The sequence below is a fragment of the Syntrophomonas zehnderi OL-4 genome (genome assembly GCF_000983115.1).
In the GTDB taxonomy this organism is placed as follows: domain Bacteria; phylum Bacillota; class Syntrophomonadia; order Syntrophomonadales; family Syntrophomonadaceae; genus Syntrophomonas_B; species Syntrophomonas_B zehnderi.
The window spans coordinates 18747-37705 of the sequence record NZ_CGIH01000047.1 but is presented as its reverse complement, the minus strand read 5'-3'; the positions used below and the strand labels follow the sequence as shown (position 1 = coordinate 37705).

Genomic DNA, 18959 nt, shown 5'->3' with positions numbered 1-18959 from the left:
TGCCAATGTAAAAACCCAAGCGGAATGGCTTCGCAACCGAAACCTGTCCGCCTGGGCTTTTATCCCTATACGGTGTAGTGCTTTATAAAACACCTGTGTCACTCGGTCCTGCCCATGCTTCTGCACGCGGAACCCTAGACACACTTTCGTGCTCATATATTATTATACCCGATATATTTTGATATTAGCAGAGCTTTCCAGGGGTGTCAACAACCCCAGCAGGGAGTTGGTGCCTCTTAAAATTCGAAATGAACTTCATTAAAATCATGCGGATTACCCGGAACAAAGCTGCGCTCCCAGAAGCGTATGCGCTGACTTCGTTCTGCCAGTATAACTGTTGAGACCCTGGTACCGTACCTGGGGCTTGTTACAAAAGCAGGGGACAGCATCCTCTCAGTTTCCAGGCTGACACCGGTTCGGGGTAAGTCCTGGTCGGGCGGCTGCTCCTGGTCGGCCATAATCCTAAACAAAGGTTCCGCTGTGCAAGAATCCTGCTGCAGGCAATCGGCCATTTTTTTTATTCCTTGGCGTACTTTGGGCCAGGGCTCATTAAGACGTCCGTTGCTTAGGCCATGAATGCCCGGCTCAATTTCGCATAGCTGTTTATCACGGTTGGAAAAGCAGTATAATGAATCATACGTTCCCATTAAAAGATTAAAACCGTTATACGCCGCCCCCTTATCTGCCAGATTGGCTATAAAAGATTCAGGATCAAGCCGACTGGTCAGGTAGTTCTGAACCAGGTGCCCGCGGGAAGGAGCATCTGGTTTATAACTGGAAGGATCTCGGAAATTGGTCAGACCGGCAAACCGCCCCTCTCTGGTAACCCCCATCCAGGTTCCGCCCTCTTTTAGATCCCTGCCGGCCAGGATCAGAGGCTCATCCGGCCAAAAAGCGGCTGGCCGGGCGGTACGCTCGTAAAACTCATCTCGATTAGCAGCTACCACCAGTCGATAGCGGGGATGATAATCGTAGGCAAAAATAATCAGGCACATATTTCCTCCCTCATTAAATAGACGCGGATAACGCAGGTTTACACGGATTTATGCGGTTTTTATAGATATTATTTAACCACGGGCGCTCAGTGAAACGGGCCAGGGTTGCGCCCTACGGGTACTACTGATATGAACTTCGGTCATAATAAGTGTAAAACTGTTTTATCTGTGTAATCTGTGTCTATTAAAACCGCGAAAATCGGCGTTATCGGCGTCCATTTCCGAATTTAAGGTGGAGTTAATTAAAACCGGAATCGTAGTGATTCCGGTTTTAATTTTCTACGCCAACATGAGTTCTTCCAGTTCCAAGGGCTGAATATGCCTGCCATCCTTGAAAGCCCGCATATTGCCGCCGGAAATCTCATCGATCAGTACAATCTGCTGTTCTGGACCTACCCGTCCAAATTCAAATTTGATATCATAAAGCTCAATGCCTTTTTTAGCCAATTCCGCTTCAACCACTTGCGTAATCCGCCGGGTAAGATCTTTTAGAATCTGATATTCAGCCTTGGAGAGGATTCCCAGCATATCCAGTGCATCTTCGGTTATAGGCGGATCCTCGCGCGCATCATCTTTTAAAGTAACCTCCACAAAGTAATCCAGGGGCTGTCCTTCCTGCGCATAAGCGCCATAACGCCGCAAGAAGCTACCAACCGCTCTTAGCCGACAAATTACCTCCAGACCATCGCCAAAAAGAACGGCTGGCTTTACAGTCATGGTTGCTTTTTCAATATCAGCATCAATGTAGTGGGTGGGAATATTATGCTCTTGCAATACTTCAAAAAAGAACTTGGTCAAACGCAGACCGGCTCGGCCTGCCCCTTCTATAGTCAGCCCCACCGTATTGGAACCAGGATCAAATACACCGTTGGTTCCGGTGGCATCATCTTTGAATTTGAGCAGGAAATTGCCATCCTCCTGACGATAAACATCCTTGGTTTTACCGGTATAAACTACTTCCATTGCCACTTTCCTTTCGCCCATTATTTGGGGACAATTATAAGCATATCTGTGCCAAAAATCAATGTGGTTTTTCCTGATGCCAAGTCTACAATTCATAAATAAGTGTAATCCATTGCCTGCAAAGCCTATCTATATCTGAAATATAAGCGCACCAGCCGCATTTATTTCCTCCCATTAAGTAAAGAGGGATTTCTCCCTCTTTATCAACTTTATGCACTTGTCATAATCTAGCTTAATGCCTGGATCAACTCCGGCAGTACATCTTCCAAATCGGCCACCATGATATAATCAGCCATACGCATGATATCGGCATTTTCATCATTATTGACGGCCACAATGGTTTTGGCATCCCTAATACCGACCGTAAACTGCACCTGCCCGGATATTCCCATTACGATAGCCAAACTAGGCTTGCACTTCTTTCCGGACAAGCCGATGATTCTTTCTTCAGACAGCCATTTTTTATCGGTGGCTATTGGTTTGGAGCAAGCCACCTCTCCTCCCAGGGCTTTGGCAATTGCTTCCACCTTGGCCAGATCTCCTTGGTTTTCCAGGCCCTGTCCAACTGCCACCAGGATGTCGGCCGCTTCTATGTCCACACTGTCTCCGGCCTTGGGTTTTACCTCCAGTACTTTAATCCGGGGCCGTACCTCTACAGTCAACTCATGCAGGCTGCCGCTGCCTTCGGGAGCCTTTTCAAAGGCCTTGGGCATAATCGCAATAACCTGATTAGCCGTTTCAATCTGTTGCACAGCGACCGTTGCTCCACCTAACGCATTACGGGAGCACTCAATTTTGCCGCTGTTGATTGTGAAGCTGTTTACATCACTTAAGCAGCCGGCTTGCAAGGATTGGGCCAATCTTCCGGCAACTTCTTTGCCCCGCCGGTTGGAGGACAGTAAAATAATATTGGCAGACACCTGTTCGGCAGTCTGTTTTAGGGCTGAAGCAACCGCAGCCGTATCGGCCAGGTTAATGTCATCATTTGCAATCTTATAAACTTCAACCCGTTTACCCAGTTCAACTGCCTGGTCAGCATCATTGATACTGACCGCCTGCAGAGGCAAACCCAGATCTTTGGCAACTATTTGTCCAGCCGTTACTAATTCCAGCGCGTAAGGGGTTTTATCACTATATATCAGTATTCCTGCCATATTATCACCTCCCGATTAGGCCTTCAGTGGTGAGGGCCTTGACCAGTTCATCAACCGACTTGACCACGATTTGCTTGCGATCGGTTTCCGGTGCCAGGTTGCTTAAGGTAGTAACCTGAACTGAGCCAATTGCAATTTCCAACTCATGGGGAGATACTACCTCTTTTGGTTTTTTCCCGGCTTTAAGAATCTGGGTTACAGCCGGAATACGGGCTTCATTAATTTCCGATACTACGGTGATAACAGTCGGCAGTTCCACTTCGACCAATTCTTCACTTTCTTCCAGTGAACGGGTAACCCGCAGTGATTGGCCATTTAATTCAATTTCTTTGGCATAACCTACTTCCGGCAGTTCCAGGATCTCAGCTACCCGGGACGCTACCTGTCCGGAATAGTTGTCCCCGCTGCCTTCACCGAAAAGAATTATCCCGACATCATCTATTTTCTTAATGGCAGCGGCAATAAGTGTGGCACTGGTATCGCTGGCAATATTGTCCAAAGAATCGTCAATCACCAAATAGGCTTCATCGGCACCTGCGGCCAGAGCCTCTTTTATCGTATCTTCCAGTTCCTCATTGCCTGCTGATACTACAATCAATTTGGCATCAAGGGCTTCTTTTAAAGCGACACCTGCCTCCAGGGCATTCTTATCTATGTTGCCCAGGGTATAGGGCACATCTTCGAATACCGGCTGCCGATTACGAATCCTCACCTGCTGCAAATCTGGTATCTGCTTCATGGCTACAACTATATTCATGCCATCCCTCCTTAAAAATTATTTAAATAGGAATTTAACCAAAGCGAAACTGAACGCCGCAGCCGCCGTTGGGATAATTCCATTCCAAAACCTCTATCCCGCAGGCTATCCTACAGGTTCCGCATTCCAGACAACCATCTATGGTAAGCTCCACTTCACCCTGATCATTCTCGCTGTATAAGCCGGCCGGGCATACCCAAACCGCTCTTTTTAAGCGGGGGTCTTTTTCCATGCCTGGCTTAATCTTAATGTGAGCTTCCTTATCATGTTTAAAAACATCCAAGCCTAGTTTGGCTTTTAATCCCATTAGTTCACTCATATTTTCTTTACCCCCCTGAAGTCCTTGAACATGGCCCACATTTCACCGAAGGTCAAATACTTTTTGACAGTCGGATAAATCCTAGCCTTAGAACCAGCCGGAACCTCATAAAGATCTTTCATCACGTTGCCAGCCAGCTGCGGATAATGCTGGAAGAAGCGAGGATTCTCCATTACCCGGGGAGCATCCTTAAAATTCTTGAAGTCAGTCATTACAAAACTTTCATTAAGCAGTTTTTCATAAACCGCCAGGGTTTCTGACTCGAAGTTATCGGCTTCCTTAGCCTTTATAACTGCCTGGGCAGCATAATAGCCTGAAGCCAGGGCATATTCCATCCCCCGCACGGTAACCCCGATATTCATCGAAAAACCGGCCGCATCTCCAGCCAAGAGAATACCCGATCCGTAAAGTTTGCTTAGGCTGTTGTAACCTCCTTCAGGGATTACATGGGCTGAATATTCGCTCGTTTCGCCCCCTTTGATGAGACGGGCTATTTCCGGCCTGAGTTTAAAAGCATCTAGTAAGTCAGGGGCTTGTACCATGGGTTCTTCCATTAAATCTTTAATACCCACCACGATACCTAGGCTGACGCTCTCTTTATTGGTATACAGGAATCCTCCGCCGAATTTACCCCGGGTCACCTCTCCCATGAAAAGGCGAGCCGCTCCTTCATCCCCTTCCAGGTTAAAGCGGTCTTCAATAGTGGTGCGATCCAGCTCAATTATTTCCTTAAATCCCACCGCATGATCCTGGGGCACACCCGGTTTGCGCAAGCCGGCCTTTTCAGCCAACAAAGACAAAACCCCATCGCAAGCAACAACAACATGGGCGGTCAGATCTTCACCTCCGGCCCGTACCCCTTCAACTTTTCCGTTTTCAATAATCAAATCATCGACCCGGTTCTTGTTGACAATAGCTACGCCTTTTTTTTCAGCCTGTTTGGCAAACCAGCGGTCAAATTTTCCCCTTAATATACTATAGCTCTGGTATGGTGCCTGAACCAACTCAGCACCATCATAGCGCACGGTAATACTGCGTTCCTTATCCATAATGCTTAATTCTTCATGGGCAATAAATCTCTCCAAGGGAGCTTTTTCCCATAAATCTGGAAACATTTCCCGCACCGGGTTCAAATACAGGCGACCGCCGGTTACATTTTTGGCTCCCGAATAGTCGCCTCTCTCTAAAAGCAGTACTTCCAATCCGGCATCGGCTATGGTATAAGCGGCGGCTAACCCCGCCAATCCTCCGCCAACTACAATGGCATCAAAATCTTTTTCCATCCTCGGCACACCTTTCTATATGGCATATGGCAGATGGTTTTTAAAAAAGGAACCCTTTACGGGTTCCTATATTATTTTAACCTTAACCCTTCAAAATCACCCCGCTGATAATCATCTTCTGCATATCTGTAACCCCTTCAATCTGAGGACCCATGATGGCATCGCGATACAGCCGGGATATCTTGTAGTCTTCCATGGCACCATATGAACCATGCACATCCAGGGATATACGGGCCACATCCGCCGAATTTTCGCAAACTACTGTTTTGGTCAAAGCCGCTTCTTTAGCAAATACCGCTGGGTTCTTTACGTTATCGGCCAGATAGCCCAGACGATAGGTCAACCAGCGGGAAGCTTCGTATTTCATAGCCAGATCTGCTATTCTTAGCTGAATAGCCTGGAATTTTGCAATGGGTGCACCGCGGTGGGTTTTCTCCTTGGCGTATTTTAAGGCTTCTTCGTAAGCTGCCAGCATTCCGCCTAAAGCACATGAGCTTACGCCTACTTTGCCAAAAGAGATACCCATCTGGAGAATAGGATAACCCTGGCCAATCTGACCGAGTACATTCTCAGCCGGGACGCGGACATCTTTCAGATATACATCCAACAAAGGCCCGCCATGCATGCCCATCTTTTTCCAAGGCTCGGAGATGGAATAGCCTTCACAGAATTTATCAACGATAAAAGCCGTAATTTCATTGGACTCAGATTCCCGGGCAAAAATTACAATCGGCCCCGGGAAGTTGGCATTAGATATAAAACGTTTAGTTCCATTCAAAATATAGGAATCACCGTCTTTTACCGCTGTAGAAGTAATTTGTTTGGGATCAGAACCGGTTCCAGGCTCGGTAAATGCAAATGAAGCTATCTGTTTACCTTGACAACAAGGGGGCATATATTTTTTCTTTTGATCTTCTGTTCCAAATACGCCTATGGCCCCTACCGACAAGGTGTGGGCTGACATAATCATTCCGACCCCGGACGAACAACGGGCAATCTGCTCTACGGCCAAAACATAGCCTGCATATCCTCCGTCCGCTCCTCCATACTTCTCAGGGAAAGGCACCCCGAACAGTTCCAGTTCCGCCAAACCTTCCAAAATCTCTTTGGGCACCTCGTTTTCCTGATCAATTTTTTCTGCCAGGGGTTCAATATGCTTTTCGGCAAACTCCCGGGCCATTTTTTGTAACAGCGCTTCCTCTTTAGTGAATCCAAAATCCATCTGCCTAATCGCTCCTTTCTAACTTTAGTCAGGTCAAATTTATGAATACCAATATTACGTATTAGTATTATTTTATTGGTTACATTATAACACAACCATAACTTAACCTAAACATTTTTTTCAAGATATTTTTAGCTCTAAGTAGACAAATTTTGACTTCAATAAGTAAATGGGAAAAGCTTAATATTAGCTTTTCCCATTTTACTAAGTTAATTCTATTTTATAAGTCTCTGGATTTTATTACATCCAACAGTTCAATCATTGGTTTACCTGAGCTGATTACTTTTAATTCACCGTTTTCTAAAACCTCCCTAATAATCAAGCCGCTGTTGTACTGGGTGGGAGGATCCGGCCTTTTCGCCAGTTCTTCAATAAACAGAGCCGGTTCTATACATTCCGGGGCAATAACTCCCTTTTGAGTGATTTTGCCTGCGCCGAGTAACAATGCGCCGGCCGCGGTAGGGATAGCAGTTGATTCGCCCATTGATTGGGAGCTGATTCTCATGAGCTCAAATTTTTTAGGTGCGCCGTTTTTGGTGCCTTTTACCGAGACATACATCCCGCCCGCACCGATTGGGGCTTCAAACTGCATCAGATGTTGATTCTGCATCAGAAATGCTACGATAAAATCGGCCGGAGATACCGATGCGTTGCCGATTTTAACTGGTTCTTCCCTCCATAATTCCAGATCTACTATATTCTTAATCAGTTTGGTATAGGACATGACTGAACCTTTATTGGTAACTGTTTTGACCCCGTTGATAAAGTATGGGATAGTCATAGGTTCGGGGTGACCGATATCGTAAAACGTTACTTTTCCTAATGGGTCGGGAAATGTCACCGTTAATTCCCCGGCATCATTCATAGGTCTGACTTCTACAAATTCGGAGTTCTGGAAGGATGGCACGGTTCCCGCACAGGCATGCAGCAAGTGCAGCAAGACAGCCGCCCCTTCTTCCGACCCTTCTCCCTGTCCATCTCCCGTATCTCCCGTTGCCCAAGCGGTATGGATTTCTTCTACTTCATCGAGCCAATCAGAACCGATACGGGCAAACAGATTAGTAATTCCAGGTGAAGCGCCTGTGCAGATAAGGATGCTAACACCTGCTTCCTTAGCGGCCTTATCATATCCAAGGAGTTTTCGGGTGGCATCATAGTCATCACAAACATCCACATAATTAACTTTAGCTTCGATAGCTGCTTCGACAACATAATGCGCCAATCTGTAAAAAGGCCCGGCAAAGTTCATCACTACAGAAGCCCCTTTGATTACTTCCAATAGCTTAGGCCGGTCAGTCACATCAACCTGGGCTGCCGTTATTTTGGGGTTAGCCAATTGATCTTTAAGTTGGACGGCCGCATCGTAGTTGTAATCAGCAATTACGATTTCACTGCACTCAGGTCTTGTGGCTAAGTATTCGACCGCAACCGAACCCATTTCCCCAGCTCCGCCAATAATTACAATACGCATAACTATCCAGCTCCTTTATGTTTATTTTTGAAACTAACATAATTGTGGCCTTGAGACTAAGTCCAGATATTTTTCCCCTCAAAGGAAAAAAATATGCTGCTTTAAGCTATGCTTGATATTTTTTTCACAAATTGAGGTATAAAAATTGTCAGCAGTATGTTGCCTGCATACCCCTGACCCAATCGAAATTAACCAATTATATGTGTTTGTGTTGTCGAATCCTGTCTAAGACCATCATAAGACATCCCGGAGAGTCCGTCAAGTAAAATGATAGATAATAAAATCTTTAACCGCCAAATCCCCGCTCCTATATGGTTGGAGGAGCAAATCCACACCTATCTAAGTTGTCTGTATCATTTTTTATACGTAAACCTACCGGTTAATACTCATATTCACCAGGCGTCCTTTTCGGAATTCAAAATCGATCCAGGTTCCGCTGCCGCTTTGGGGAATGAATGTACCCCAGTAGTTTAGTACACCCGACCAATCCCGGGCATATTGCCATGATCTTTGCGGGGCACGAGGAACGCCGTATACTTTCAAAACTTCCTGTATTGATGCTCCTAGGCGGATTCCCCCTGGGGTTATGCCGCTTTTTTTAAGTATATAGTAAGTATTGCCTCCGGGGGCGGGTTCTACGCAGGGTATTTCTTTAAAATTGGTTTGGTTTATTTGAGCAATTTCTGCATCGGAAATTAATGTATAAGGCGTAATATAAACATCAACCTGTTTTTCATGCCAAAAATCACTGTAGGCAACTGAATAACCCAGGCTTTCTGCCAAAAAGCGCAGCGGTACAATGGTTGTATTCATCAACAAATAAGGAGCCGGGTCAATTTTAATGGAATCACCGTTTACCAATGCTTGGTTATTGCCGATCTGCATTTCAATCACCTGCTGGTTTCCATGAACTATTATTTTACGGCTGTCGGCGTGCCATTTTACCTTAAAACCAAGTGTTTCAGCAACGGTGCGCAAAGGGATTAGGGTATGTCCGTTTTCAATACTGGCCGGTATCTTTAATTCCAGATATCGAGGATACTCGTCCTGGGGGCCTTCTATAATCACTCCCACCGGCACTGCCAGAGCTGCGGAGGTAAAAACCATCAAAAAAATAATGGCCAGGGTTAAAACGACCGGTTTTTTAAACATACCGCATCTCCTTTCTAAGGGCTTACCACAATCTATGATCTCCGCAGTCAAGATATGATAAGAAAGCAGCGGCAGTCTGATGTGCTTTCTACAAACTTTTTGCGCCTCCCCTATTCGATGATTCCTCCGCCTAAAACCATAGCGTCTTTGTAAAACACTACGGATTGTCCGGGTGTCAAAGCTCGAACCGGTTCTTTAAAATCCACCCGCACATTTCCGTTGGTTTCGCTGCGCACGACTGCCGGCACCGGTTGGGCCGTATATCTGATCTGGGCTTCTACCTCGAGTTCTTCCTCAAGTCTGTCAAAAGCAACCCAATTAACATTGCTGGCGGTACATCCCCGGGAAAAAACGTCATCCTGGTCACCAACTATTACCGCATTGCGCTCGGCATCCAGGGCTACAACATAGATGGGATAGCCCCTGGCCAAGCCTAAACCGCGGCGCTGACCTATGGTATAATGGGCAATCCCCTCATGATAGCCCAGCACTTCCCCATGGGTACTTAATATTGGCCCAGGCAGGATTGAGCCGGGCTTGCGCTGGCGAAGAAACCTAATATAGTCATCATCTTCCACAAAGCAAATCTCCTGACTCTCAGGTTTTTGGGCTACCGGCAGATTCAATTCATCAGCCACATGCCTAATCTGAGATTTTTCGTACCCCTCCAAAGGAAATAGCACATGGGCCAATTGATCTTGTTTAAGATTATACAGGACATAGCTTTGATCCTTGCGGCGATCCCGGCCTCTGTAAAGTACATAACGCTGCCGCTCCTTTTCATATTCTACGCGGGCATAATGACCGGTTGCCAAATAATCCATTCCCATAGATAATGCCTGCTGCAAAAGATCGCCGAATTTAATAAATCGGTTACAGGCTATACAAGGATTGGGTGTTCGTCCCGTCAAATACTCAGCGCAAAAATAGTCAATAACCTTTTTTTCAAAACGTTCCTGGAAATTGAAAACATAGTGCTTGATACCTAGTTGTTGCGCAACCCGGCGTGCATCCTCTACTGCAGAAAAAGCTTTGGATTTAAGATTATCATCAGGCATTAGCTGCAATGTTGCGCCGCTTACGTCATATCCGGCATCAAGCAGTAGTTTAACAGCTACCGAACTATCCACTCCGCCACTCATCGCAACCAATACTTTGTTTCTCTCCATCACCTATCACCTCATCATCTTGTATATCAAACCGCCAGTGCGCCGTTAGGTTTTATTATAGACGCCGATTACCCGGTTGACACAAAATTTCATTTTTTTATTTAGTTAGTTGTCGGGTATTACTGTTTTTTCCCAATGGCGTAGTCTAAATACCCCCATGCTAATGAGCCGCGAAAATCAGTTCCCACGGTGTAGTTTTGGTCTATTGAGTGTTTAAAATTATCTCGCTAATTAAAAAACAGGAGGCAGACCTCCCGTTTTTGCGATTCTATTCCAAAACCAGCACTTTAAATATCGTCCATATCCTTTTAAAGTAGTTGCTGATTGAGTGCAGCAGTTTTTGGGCTTTATATATGGCTTGCCGGTTATCTTGTATTAATTCCCGGCCGGAATACGTATATTCCTCACCTAAAGCGACAACTTCAAGGTTCTTGTCCACAATTTTGATACTAAAAACTGATTTGCGGGCCTCCGCGGTCAAAATATTGTTGCCCTGATTACTCGTGTTCAACCCCGCGATTATCAGAATGATTATAACAAGTATCATAACCGACCGAAGTAGTCTCGTCATTGCGCCTTAAAAATCCTCCTTTAATACCTGAATCAGAACTTCGGTAAACAAGCGAGCCGCATAGTTTGCCTCTTCCAGAGTATTATAATCGCTACCGAATTCCAAAAGCAAGGCGCTCGAATGAAATTCTTGGTTGTAGGTTCCCGCTTTGGTGGTAATACCTTTGATCAGACCCGGATACATTTTTTCACCTTGCACATACAGATTTTGCGCAAAACGAAAATTCTTTTTCCAGTTAGGATGTGGTTTTCTTTCATCGGTTCCTACCACAATCAATATGCGGGCAGATTTTTTACCCTTAATTTCTATAGTAGGGGCTGTGCTTGCTCCAGGAATACTGTCCCGGTGAATATCAAGAAGCGCCATAATATTATTGTTATCTTGCAGCAATTTCTTGACAGTAGCCCGCGAGTTAGTATAACTACTGTTATAATCCGGAAAATCGTGGATGGTGTTTATATACTGGGCATCTATACCTTTAGCTTTAAGTTCCTGCTCAATCTTTTGGGCAACTGAGTTTATCAGACCCCTTTGGCCATCTACACGTGCCTGTCCGCTGTCGGGAATATAGGTTTCCGCGCTGTGGGTACAGTATAAGCAGATTGTCTTACCATTAAAAATGGTCGTATCAACCGGATCTGCCGTTTCGATACCATCCCGTCCGAAATCTTGGCTGACCGGATTATTAGCCTCGGTTTTACTGGGATCTTCATTTCCATATTCCTGGCTCTTTTCTTGCAACCCGGTATAAGCCAGAACCTGAATTTGCGAACCGATCATGTTTTGAGCCATATTATCGGAACTCAGATCAACCCATCCTAACTGTTTAATCAGCCCCGCACTACCAGTTAAAAGCAGACTATTTTCCTGCACAAGCTGTTCCGCCTGATCTTCGTTAATATTAATAATACCCAAAGGCTGCAGCAGATTTAAAGGTCGAGCCTTACTCCAGGAATTTAAAAAGCCGCCATTTAGATCAACGGTAAGTCCTAAAACAACTGTCAATAAAAAAAGCTGTATAAATACAATTCCTTTTAAAAATAAATACCCATTCCTACGCCTCATCCTGCTCACCTCACCCGCAATTATCCCCTAACCCGTACCAAAGATCTGGCGCATCAAAAAAAGTGTATGTCTGCTTCTGATTTATCTTATGGCATACCGGGAGGGCTTAGAACTTAAAGCGGGTATGCGGTTGTGCTGCTTTAAATTTAAATAGACCTATATAACTCGGGCTTTAACCGAAAGTTTTTTGAAAAACGGGAAGGCACTAAATACTATAAATAACACTGAATCAATTTAATTGCTATTTTAAAATGACGGTAGCGACAACGTCAGGAGTCCCCCATAGGGTGCTCTTGGCTGAGTCGCATTTACTTTGTCTCTTGAGGTGCCTTTTAGTAGAAATGACTTTATCAAGTCTGATATTGCATTTTAAAATACATAATGCTATAGTATTTCTGTTAGCTTTACATATCCAAGGAGGTGAAACGGTGGCAAAAAGTAAAACTCCCGCAAAAAGAGCCCGTATAGCAGAGGATAATCGTCTCAGAAACAAAGCCTACAAGAGCAAATTAAAAACTTCCGTCAAAGCTTATGAGGCTTCTTTATCCGCTGATAATGTTGAAGCAGCCAGGGAAAACTTGATTAAAGTAACCTCCCTGATTGATAAAAGCGTATCTAAAGGTGTACTCCATAAAAACACCGCTGCCCGCAAAAAATCCGCTTTAGCCAAAAAACTTAACGCTATGAACACAATAGCTGAATAGTAAAACACCTATCTTTTAAAGCGGCCAAAAGAAATTTAATTAAAAATACGGCATAGTTGTAATGTTACGGCTATGCCGTTTTTCGTTCACCAGCCAAGGATACTTTTTCAGTGGTCTCGTACTGTCCCCTTGGCTGATCTTTAATATTAAACCCCTGCTATATAAATAATGTAGCAGGGGTTCATTGACAGTCTCAGACATAATGCCCGTCTTAGACGTTTAATAGATATGCACTTTTTAAAACTCCAATAATTAAGCTTTTGCCATTCTAGCTGCTTCCAATTCAGCGTCAATTTCTTCCATGCTTTTGCCTTTAGTTTCAAGAGCAAAGAAGAAAAGTATTGCCTGGATTAAAAATAATACTGCCAGGAACAGGTAAACCGGGGTAATAGCTTCAATGGTAGCTTTAGGGCTAACCAGGTTGGATGAACCGGCAAATAAAGCTACTATAACCGGTCCAACCAGTTTACCGATACCACCCATGCCATATGCAGAACCCATGCCGGTTGCCCTTAAATTGGAAGGCCAAACTTCGGAACTATAAGGTCCTACCAAAGCATAGCCGCCATCAGCAAAGAAGTAAATACCGATCATACATAGCCAAAATACGGAGACCCCACCGATGTAGTTTCCGGTATTAAATATGGCAAATAACAACATCACCGCTGCGCCAACCCCCAGGATCATTCCACTAACACGGCGACCAATGTGGTCAGACATGAAAGACCAGAACCATCTGCCAATAAAACCACCTAAAGTAACAACGATAAATAGTTTGGCTGCTTCTGCAGGAGTCCTGCCGATAACCATGGCTAACAAAGCTGGTCCCCACATGGTAAACAAAGAGTAGCCCGTCTGTTGACAAATATTGGTTCCCCAGCTAATGATAACACTACGGGGATACTTGAACAGTTCGCTGAACTTAACCTGAGGCTGGGCAGGCAGATCGTCAATCCATTCTTCGCCCACTTCTCTGACATCGCGGAAGTCATGGTGTTCTTTAGTAACCCAATCCACAGCTGCAGCAGCTTCATCATATTTCTTGTTACGGATAAGCCAACGGGGGGACTCTGGTACCCAAACTCGAATTAGCAGAGCCAGAAGGGCCGGAATCAATCCCACTAGAAAAAGACCTCTCCAGCCTATAAACGGCCTTAAATAGGCGGCACTGGTGCTGGCCAGCAAGGTCCCAATCGGAATAAAAGCGGTTACTATCCCACCTACCCGGCCACGGTAATTGGCCGGTGCGAATTCCTGAACCAAGGGCATATCAACACAATATAACCCGCCCAAAGCCAGACCAACGAAGAAGCGAAGTACCACCAGATATATCCAATTACCTTCCGGGGTAAAGAACATGAGTCCCGTCATTACCCCGCTAAATATGATGGTAAACATAAAAATTGGTCGTCGTCCTACTCTGTCAGCTATATTGCCGAACATTATCGCACCGATAATGGATCCAAACCCCGCAGCGAGCAAAATACTGGCAGACGCGGTATAAGTAAGTCCCCAAGGAACAGCGATAAATGCAATAACAAAGCTGATAAGGGCCAAATCAAAAAATTCCAACATGTCTCCTAAGACAGCGGCACTAATAACCCTAATATGATTCCCGGTCAGCTGGGATTCGTCAAGTGTAGTAATCAGTTTCGATGTATGCCTTGCCATTTTATTCCTCCTTACTACGTTCAATAGCATCCGAAGCTTTTTGTCTTGATTTGATTATTACTGGGTTGAACATTATTACCAGGCCGTCCAGCCCCCGTCAACCATAACCATCGAGCCTGTTACAAAATCAGCGGCACTGGAAGCTAAATATAACACCGTACCAGTAACATCACGTACCTCACCGATACGATTTAGCAAAATTCGGCTTTCAACATCAGCCTTAAATTCGGCGTCTTTAAACATAGGCTCTGTAAAAGGTGTATTTATAAAAGTAGGGGCCACGGTATTAACCGTAATGTTATACGGTGCCCATTCTCCGGCTAATACTTTGGAAAATTGGGCAACGGCTCCTTTACTGGCACAATAAGCTGCCCTTTTTACGTATCCCACTACCGACATGGCTGAGCCAACGTTGATTATTTTGCCATATCTCTGCTCCATCATTTTTTTGCCGGCTGCCTGACAACAAAAAAAGGTCCCTTTAACATTGACATTCATAATCTTGTCCCATGCTTCTTCCGTAACCTCATGGGCTACCTGTTGAATATTTATTCCGGCTGAGTTAAGCAGGATGTCAATATGCCCTTGGGTATCATAAATGTGATCCATCATGTCATCAATCTGCTTTTTATTAGTTACATCACAAACATAAGTTATGCATTGACCACCTAAAGCTTCAATCTCTTGTTTAGCTGAAGTTAAAGCTTCTTCGGATAAATCAGCAAGGGCAACCGCTGCACCAGATTGGGCAAAGGCAATACCACAGGCCCGGCCTATACCATTGCCGCCACCAGTTACAACTGCTACCTTCCCGGTCAAATCCACCTTAAGGTCAGACATTTTCATTCCTCCTAGTCTTCCCAGATAGCAAATGCTCTAACGGGACTGCCGGTTAATCCTACAAATTTAAGCGGGAATAATGCAAAGTAGAAATCTTTCTTTTTAGGTATCTTAGTAATATTCACTAAGCTTTCCGTATGAATTATTTCTCTTTCCGCATGAACAGTATGGTTAGGGTAATCAATGTCTGCAGGGGTATCTAAGCTAGCTGCGTCAGTGCCAATATTTACTAGCCCTTGATCTAAAAGCCAGGTAGTTGCTTCTTTATTTAATCCGGGATATTGGCTTAAATAATACTGGGCATCGGTTTCCCCATATGGTTCAATTCCAGTCCAGTAGAGTAAGCTCATACCTGGTTTTAATGTTACTTCAGCCGCATCTAACCCTTTTTTTACTGCATCTAAAGTTATATGAGTACGTCCGGTTACAAAAGATAAGTCAATCCATGCGGACGGGGTTATTAATTCCGGTAAAGTAATTTTATCTACGGATAGATGCGATTTGCTGGGATCAAAATGGTAAACTGCATCAACATGTGTAGAAGTATGGTCACAAGTAACTATACCCTTTACTCCAAAACCATAGGGGTAATTACTAGATTCGCCTAAGCTAAATTTAGTTTCTTCATGGGTCTTATGCCACCAGAATGAAGTTTTCATATGACCGGGATAGACAGGTACATCAGGGCCAACATCCTTACCCAAATCTAAAAAATTTAACTTTTTCCCAAACATTTCAATAACACTAGTTGGCAAATTGTTGTTCGACATTTGAAAATTCCTCCCAAAAAAATAATTAAAGTATTAGGTATGTTCTCTCCTTTCATTTTAATATGGGGACTACTTTGTATAATATAAGTAGCAATAACCATGCCAATTATTAAGGCTAGGAGAAACTATTGATTTCTTGGGGGAATTCTCATTTATACTTTCAAAGACACGCAGACCAGCGACGCATATTTGTTACGCATTATCAGAGTTTAGGAAAAAATTCACGAAATCAAGGCAGAAGCGCCCGACACCTTTTGGTGACGGGCGCTTCTTTTTGGTGACGCTATTATTCTTTTTGCAGGTCTATTTCATACTGGAGGGCTTTACGCCAAATCGTGGTTTGGCTTACTCCTAAGGCAGCCGCAGTTTTTCGAGTAGACTTATAACGAGCTATATATTTCACTAGCAACTCTTTCTCGTAAGCTTCTACAGCCTCTTTTAAAGTAATATGAAAATTGGTATCCAAGCCTGGTTTTTCTATATTCTCTTCAGTTATTAATAGTCCGGGTATCTCCATTTCACTTATTATAGATTCACTGGAGGTAACTAAGGCTCTCTCAATATGGTTTTTTAATTCCCTGACATTACCAGGCCAACTATATTCCATCATATGCTTTATTAGATTATGGTCTAATGATTTGTCCAAATTATATTTTTTGTTAAACAGATCTACAAAGTAATTTATTAATTCGGGGATTTCTTCCTTCCGCTCCCTTAGGGGAGGAACCTGCAGGGGCACTACATTTAATCTATAATATAAATCGTCTCTAAACGCATTTTTTTCTACCATTTCATACAAGTTCCGGTTAGTTGCAGCGATTATCCGCACATCAATTTTTATTGGGTAACTTCCTCCGATTCTGGTAATTTCACCTTCCTGCAAAACACGCAAAAGTTTACCCTGAAGTTTTAGAGGGAATTCACCAATCTCATCTAAAAATAAAGTACCTTTATTAGCCAGTTCGAAAATACCTACTTTTCCTTTTTTAGAAGTTCCGGTAAAAGCCCCCGGCTCATAACCGAAAAGTTCGGATTCTAAGAGTGATTCGGGTAAAGCTGCACAGTTAATCTTAATGTACGGCCCCTCACTGCGCAGGCTGTATTTTTGAAGCTCTTGGGCCACAATCTCTTTACCAACCCCAGACTCCCCTTGAATTAATACGGTTGAGTCAACTTGTCCTAACCTTCTTACCATTTCCATCAACTCTTTAGATTTCCTAGATCTAGCTATATAAGTTGGCGAACCGTCCTGAAGCACTCTTTTTAGTTCCTCTTGATAATGACGGTTAAGGCTTTGGGCTTGTTCTATTTCAAGTTTTAGTTTATTTAATTCCGTTAAATCACGGCAATTGACTAATACCCTGACTATGTTCCCTTCTTCATCATAAATTGGATTTCCGGTAGCCAATATAGTTTTTCCGGTTTCCTTCACCTTTTGGGTTAAGGTAACTGGTTCTTTATTTTCGATAACGGCCACCGAAGCAGCTTGATCATAATAACCCTTATCTATAAGGTCATACATATTTTGGCCTTCGAGTTCCTCTAAAGTAAATCCTGTAATTCTAAGATATGCTTCATTTACCCTTAAAATATTAGCCTTATTATCTGTAATAAAAATCCCGTCAAAGGATGCTTCTATAACTGCATCAAGTTCTTCCTTTAGCTGTCTTGTGTATTGTAATTCGGTTGAGACCGTTTCCAATTCGGTTATATCATGAATATTAACCAAGGCATTTACTATTTCTCCTTGTTGGTCAAAAATCGGAGTTCCTATGAATAAGGCTGTTTTTCCGGTAGAAGTCCTTTCCGTATACGCAACCGAACGTTTTTCTTCTAATACCATTATAGCGGCAGCTCTATTGTAATAGCCCTTTTCTATCAATTCATACATGCTTTTACCCAATATATCTTCTGCCTTAATTCCCGTCATAAGGGTATAAGCTTGGTTAACACTTACTACTTTCGCATTAGCATCAGTTACAAATATACTGTCTAAGGAGGCCGCAATAATTGCTTCCATCCCTTCTTTTGACTGCGTGGCATTATGCAGCTCATTCGTAATACTTTCCAAATCAGATATATCTTGCACCACAGCTACAGCTCCGGTTACTTTTCCATCTACCAGTATCGGCGTACGGTTAGCAATCAAAACCTTATCCAGATATTCAAATTTCTGGTTAGTCTCCGTTGAACCGGAATGAATAACTTCCGCTAAAGGCCCGTGAGGGAAAATCTCATCATATGGTCTACCTAGGGCAAATTCTTTAGGAATACCAAAAATCTTCTCGGCTGCCCGGTTAAAAGTTCTTATATGATAACTTTCATCTATACTCAAGATACCATTGTACACCGAATCTAAAACGGTATTTAACTCCGTAGAAACATCCTTAATCTGATCGAGATAGGCAGCCGCAATATCAGATTTAGTTATCATTCCAACTACCTTATCACCGTCAACTACCGGCAGTCTTCTAAAATCATTACCATAAAAACGTTCAGCATCATTGTCTTTATTTATAGTAGTAACATTTTTAGTCATGATTGATTCGACTAATACCTGAGAATCCAAATTGTTTTCTATAGCTTTATAAAAGTGGGTTTTAGTTATAATACCAACCAACTTATTGGTATCATCTACTACCGGAGCACCGTCAATATGGTGTTCAAGGAAAAGGCGGGCAACATCCTTTAAGGTATGAGTGGGATTTAAAACTACTGGGTTGGAAGTCATGACTTCAGCTACGAGCATTTTTCTCACTCCTGTATAGTTTAGAATTATTGCGAATATTGCATTAATTTTATTTTACCATACAAACCAAGGGCTCACGACTTACTTATTTTGCTTGATAGCGT

Annotated in this window: 17 protein-coding genes; 1 reads left to right on the top strand and 16 read right to left on the bottom strand. The window is 43.6% G+C overall.

Annotation, left to right across the window (positions count from 1 at the left end; genetic code table 11):
- Positions 1–236: 236 nt before the first annotated feature.
- The 12 genes from AAV90_RS12505 to spoIIP form a co-directional block, all read right to left on the bottom strand.
- The gene (locus tag AAV90_RS12505) at positions 237–995 is read right to left on the bottom strand and encodes an NRDE family protein (RefSeq protein WP_046499710.1); all 759 of its coding nucleotides are present in this window, start codon (positions 993–995) and stop codon (positions 237–239) included.
- Positions 996–1274: 279 nt separating this feature from the next.
- A complete protein-coding gene (locus AAV90_RS12500; protein ID WP_046499708.1) occupies positions 1275–1958 on the bottom strand; it encodes a phosphoribosylaminoimidazolesuccinocarboxamide synthase in 684 nt (227 codons plus the stop codon).
- Between the two features lie 227 nt (positions 1959–2185).
- Positions 2186–3112: an electron transfer flavoprotein subunit alpha/FixB family protein gene (locus tag AAV90_RS12495; RefSeq protein ID WP_046499706.1), complete on the bottom strand. Its 927-nt coding sequence runs from the start codon at positions 3110–3112 to the stop codon at positions 2186–2188.
- Positions 3113–3116: 4 nt separating this feature from the next.
- Complete coding sequence (locus AAV90_RS12490) at positions 3117–3869, bottom strand: electron transfer flavoprotein subunit beta/FixA family protein (protein WP_046499704.1); 753 nt, start codon at positions 3867–3869, stop codon at positions 3117–3119.
- Between the two features lie 34 nt (positions 3870–3903).
- Positions 3904–4188: a ferredoxin family protein gene (locus AAV90_RS12485; protein WP_046499702.1), complete on the bottom strand. Its 285-nt coding sequence runs from the start codon at positions 4186–4188 to the stop codon at positions 3904–3906.
- Positions 4185–5471, bottom strand: a complete 1287-nt coding sequence (locus tag AAV90_RS12480; RefSeq protein WP_046499700.1) for an FAD-dependent oxidoreductase — start codon at positions 5469–5471, stop codon at positions 4185–4187. Before AAV90_RS12480 ends, AAV90_RS12485 begins: the two co-directional genes overlap by 4 nt.
- An 82-nt stretch (positions 5472–5553) precedes the next feature.
- Positions 5554–6693, bottom strand: a complete 1140-nt coding sequence (locus AAV90_RS12475) for an acyl-CoA dehydrogenase family protein (RefSeq protein ID WP_046499698.1) — start codon at positions 6691–6693, stop codon at positions 5554–5556.
- A 220-nt stretch (positions 6694–6913) separates the two neighbouring features.
- A complete protein-coding gene (locus AAV90_RS12470; protein WP_046499697.1) occupies positions 6914–8164 on the bottom strand; it encodes a saccharopine dehydrogenase family protein in 1251 nt (416 codons plus the stop codon).
- Positions 8165–8536: 372 nt separating this feature from the next.
- On the bottom strand, positions 8537–9316 hold the full coding sequence (locus AAV90_RS12465; RefSeq protein WP_046499695.1) for a copper amine oxidase N-terminal domain-containing protein: 780 nt from the start codon (positions 9314–9316) through the stop codon (positions 8537–8539).
- A 110-nt stretch (positions 9317–9426) separates the two neighbouring features.
- Positions 9427–10485: a tRNA 2-thiouridine(34) synthase MnmA gene (gene mnmA, locus AAV90_RS12460; protein ID WP_046499694.1), complete on the bottom strand. Its 1059-nt coding sequence runs from the start codon at positions 10483–10485 to the stop codon at positions 9427–9429.
- Positions 10486–10753: 268 nt separating this feature from the next.
- A complete protein-coding gene (locus AAV90_RS12455) occupies positions 10754–11056 on the bottom strand; it encodes a hypothetical protein (protein ID WP_046499692.1) in 303 nt (100 codons plus the stop codon).
- A gap of 6 nt (positions 11057–11062) precedes the next feature.
- Positions 11063–12061, bottom strand: coding sequence for a stage II sporulation protein P (gene spoIIP / locus AAV90_RS14225; protein ID WP_207642067.1), 999 nt, complete (start codon positions 12059–12061; stop codon positions 11063–11065).
- A gap of 488 nt (positions 12062–12549) precedes the next feature.
- Between spoIIP and rpsT the strand changes: the two genes are divergently transcribed.
- On the top strand, positions 12550–12825 hold the full coding sequence (gene rpsT, locus AAV90_RS12445; RefSeq protein ID WP_046499691.1) for a 30S ribosomal protein S20: 276 nt from the start codon (positions 12550–12552) through the stop codon (positions 12823–12825).
- 252 nt (positions 12826–13077) lie between these two features.
- Here the strand turns inward: rpsT and AAV90_RS12440 are convergent, their stop codons facing one another.
- The 4 genes from AAV90_RS12440 to AAV90_RS12425 all read right to left on the bottom strand — a co-directional run bounded on the left by AAV90_RS12440 (position 13078) and on the right by AAV90_RS12425 (position 18855).
- Positions 13078–14496 carry an MFS transporter gene (locus AAV90_RS12440; RefSeq protein ID WP_046499689.1) on the bottom strand — a complete coding sequence of 473 codons (1419 nt, stop codon included), beginning with the start codon at positions 14494–14496 and terminating at the stop codon, positions 13078–13080.
- A gap of 75 nt (positions 14497–14571) precedes the next feature.
- Entirely contained in the window at positions 14572–15336 is a 765-nt protein-coding gene (locus AAV90_RS12435) for an SDR family NAD(P)-dependent oxidoreductase (protein ID WP_046499687.1), read from the bottom strand.
- Between the two features lie 11 nt (positions 15337–15347).
- Complete coding sequence (locus AAV90_RS12430; RefSeq protein WP_046499685.1) at positions 15348–16106, bottom strand: cyclase family protein; 759 nt, start codon at positions 16104–16106, stop codon at positions 15348–15350.
- A 286-nt stretch (positions 16107–16392) separates the two neighbouring features.
- The gene (locus AAV90_RS12425) at positions 16393–18855 is read right to left on the bottom strand and encodes a sigma 54-interacting transcriptional regulator (protein WP_052729781.1); all 2463 of its coding nucleotides are present in this window, start codon (positions 18853–18855) and stop codon (positions 16393–16395) included.
- Positions 18856–18959 lie beyond the last annotated feature (104 nt).

What these genes read in the sequence shown, in the direction of transcription:
- AAV90_RS12475 (WP_046499698.1), bottom strand. Translation starts at nt 6,693, where the DNA reads ATGGATTTTGGATTCACTAAAGAGGAAGCGCTGTTACAAAAAATGGCC.
- AAV90_RS12465 (WP_046499695.1), bottom strand. Translation starts at nt 9,316, where the DNA reads ATGTTTAAAAAACCGGTCGTTTTAACCCTGGCCATTATTTTTTTGATG.
- AAV90_RS12430 (WP_046499685.1), bottom strand. Translation starts at nt 16,106, where the DNA reads ATGTCGAACAACAATTTGCCAACTAGTGTTATTGAAATGTTTGGGAAA.
- AAV90_RS12500 (WP_046499708.1), bottom strand. Translation starts at nt 1,958, where the DNA reads ATGGAAGTAGTTTATACCGGTAAAACCAAGGATGTTTATCGTCAGGAG.
- AAV90_RS12485 (WP_046499702.1), bottom strand. Translation starts at nt 4,188, where the DNA reads ATGAGTGAACTAATGGGATTAAAAGCCAAACTAGGCTTGGATGTTTTT.
- AAV90_RS12455 (WP_046499692.1), bottom strand. Translation starts at nt 11,056, where the DNA reads ATGACGAGACTACTTCGGTCGGTTATGATACTTGTTATAATCATTCTG.
- AAV90_RS12470 (WP_046499697.1), bottom strand. Translation starts at nt 8,164, where the DNA reads ATGCGTATTGTAATTATTGGCGGAGCTGGGGAAATGGGTTCGGTTGCG.
- AAV90_RS12495 (WP_046499706.1), bottom strand. Translation starts at nt 3,112, where the DNA reads ATGGCAGGAATACTGATATATAGTGATAAAACCCCTTACGCGCTGGAA.
- AAV90_RS12425 (WP_052729781.1), bottom strand. Translation starts at nt 18,855, where the DNA reads ATGCTCGTAGCTGAAGTCATGACTTCCAACCCAGTAGTTTTAAATCCC.
- mnmA (WP_046499694.1), bottom strand. Translation starts at nt 10,485, where the DNA reads ATGGAGAGAAACAAAGTATTGGTTGCGATGAGTGGCGGAGTGGATAGT.
- AAV90_RS12505 (WP_046499710.1), bottom strand. Translation starts at nt 995, where the DNA reads ATGTGCCTGATTATTTTTGCCTACGATTATCATCCCCGCTATCGACTG.
- AAV90_RS12480 (WP_046499700.1), bottom strand. Translation starts at nt 5,471, where the DNA reads ATGGAAAAAGATTTTGATGCCATTGTAGTTGGCGGAGGATTGGCGGGG.
- AAV90_RS12490 (WP_046499704.1), bottom strand. Translation starts at nt 3,869, where the DNA reads ATGAATATAGTTGTAGCCATGAAGCAGATACCAGATTTGCAGCAGGTG.
- AAV90_RS12435 (WP_046499687.1), bottom strand. Translation starts at nt 15,336, where the DNA reads ATGTCTGACCTTAAGGTGGATTTGACCGGGAAGGTAGCAGTTGTAACT.
- AAV90_RS12440 (WP_046499689.1), bottom strand. Translation starts at nt 14,496, where the DNA reads ATGGCAAGGCATACATCGAAACTGATTACTACACTTGACGAATCCCAG.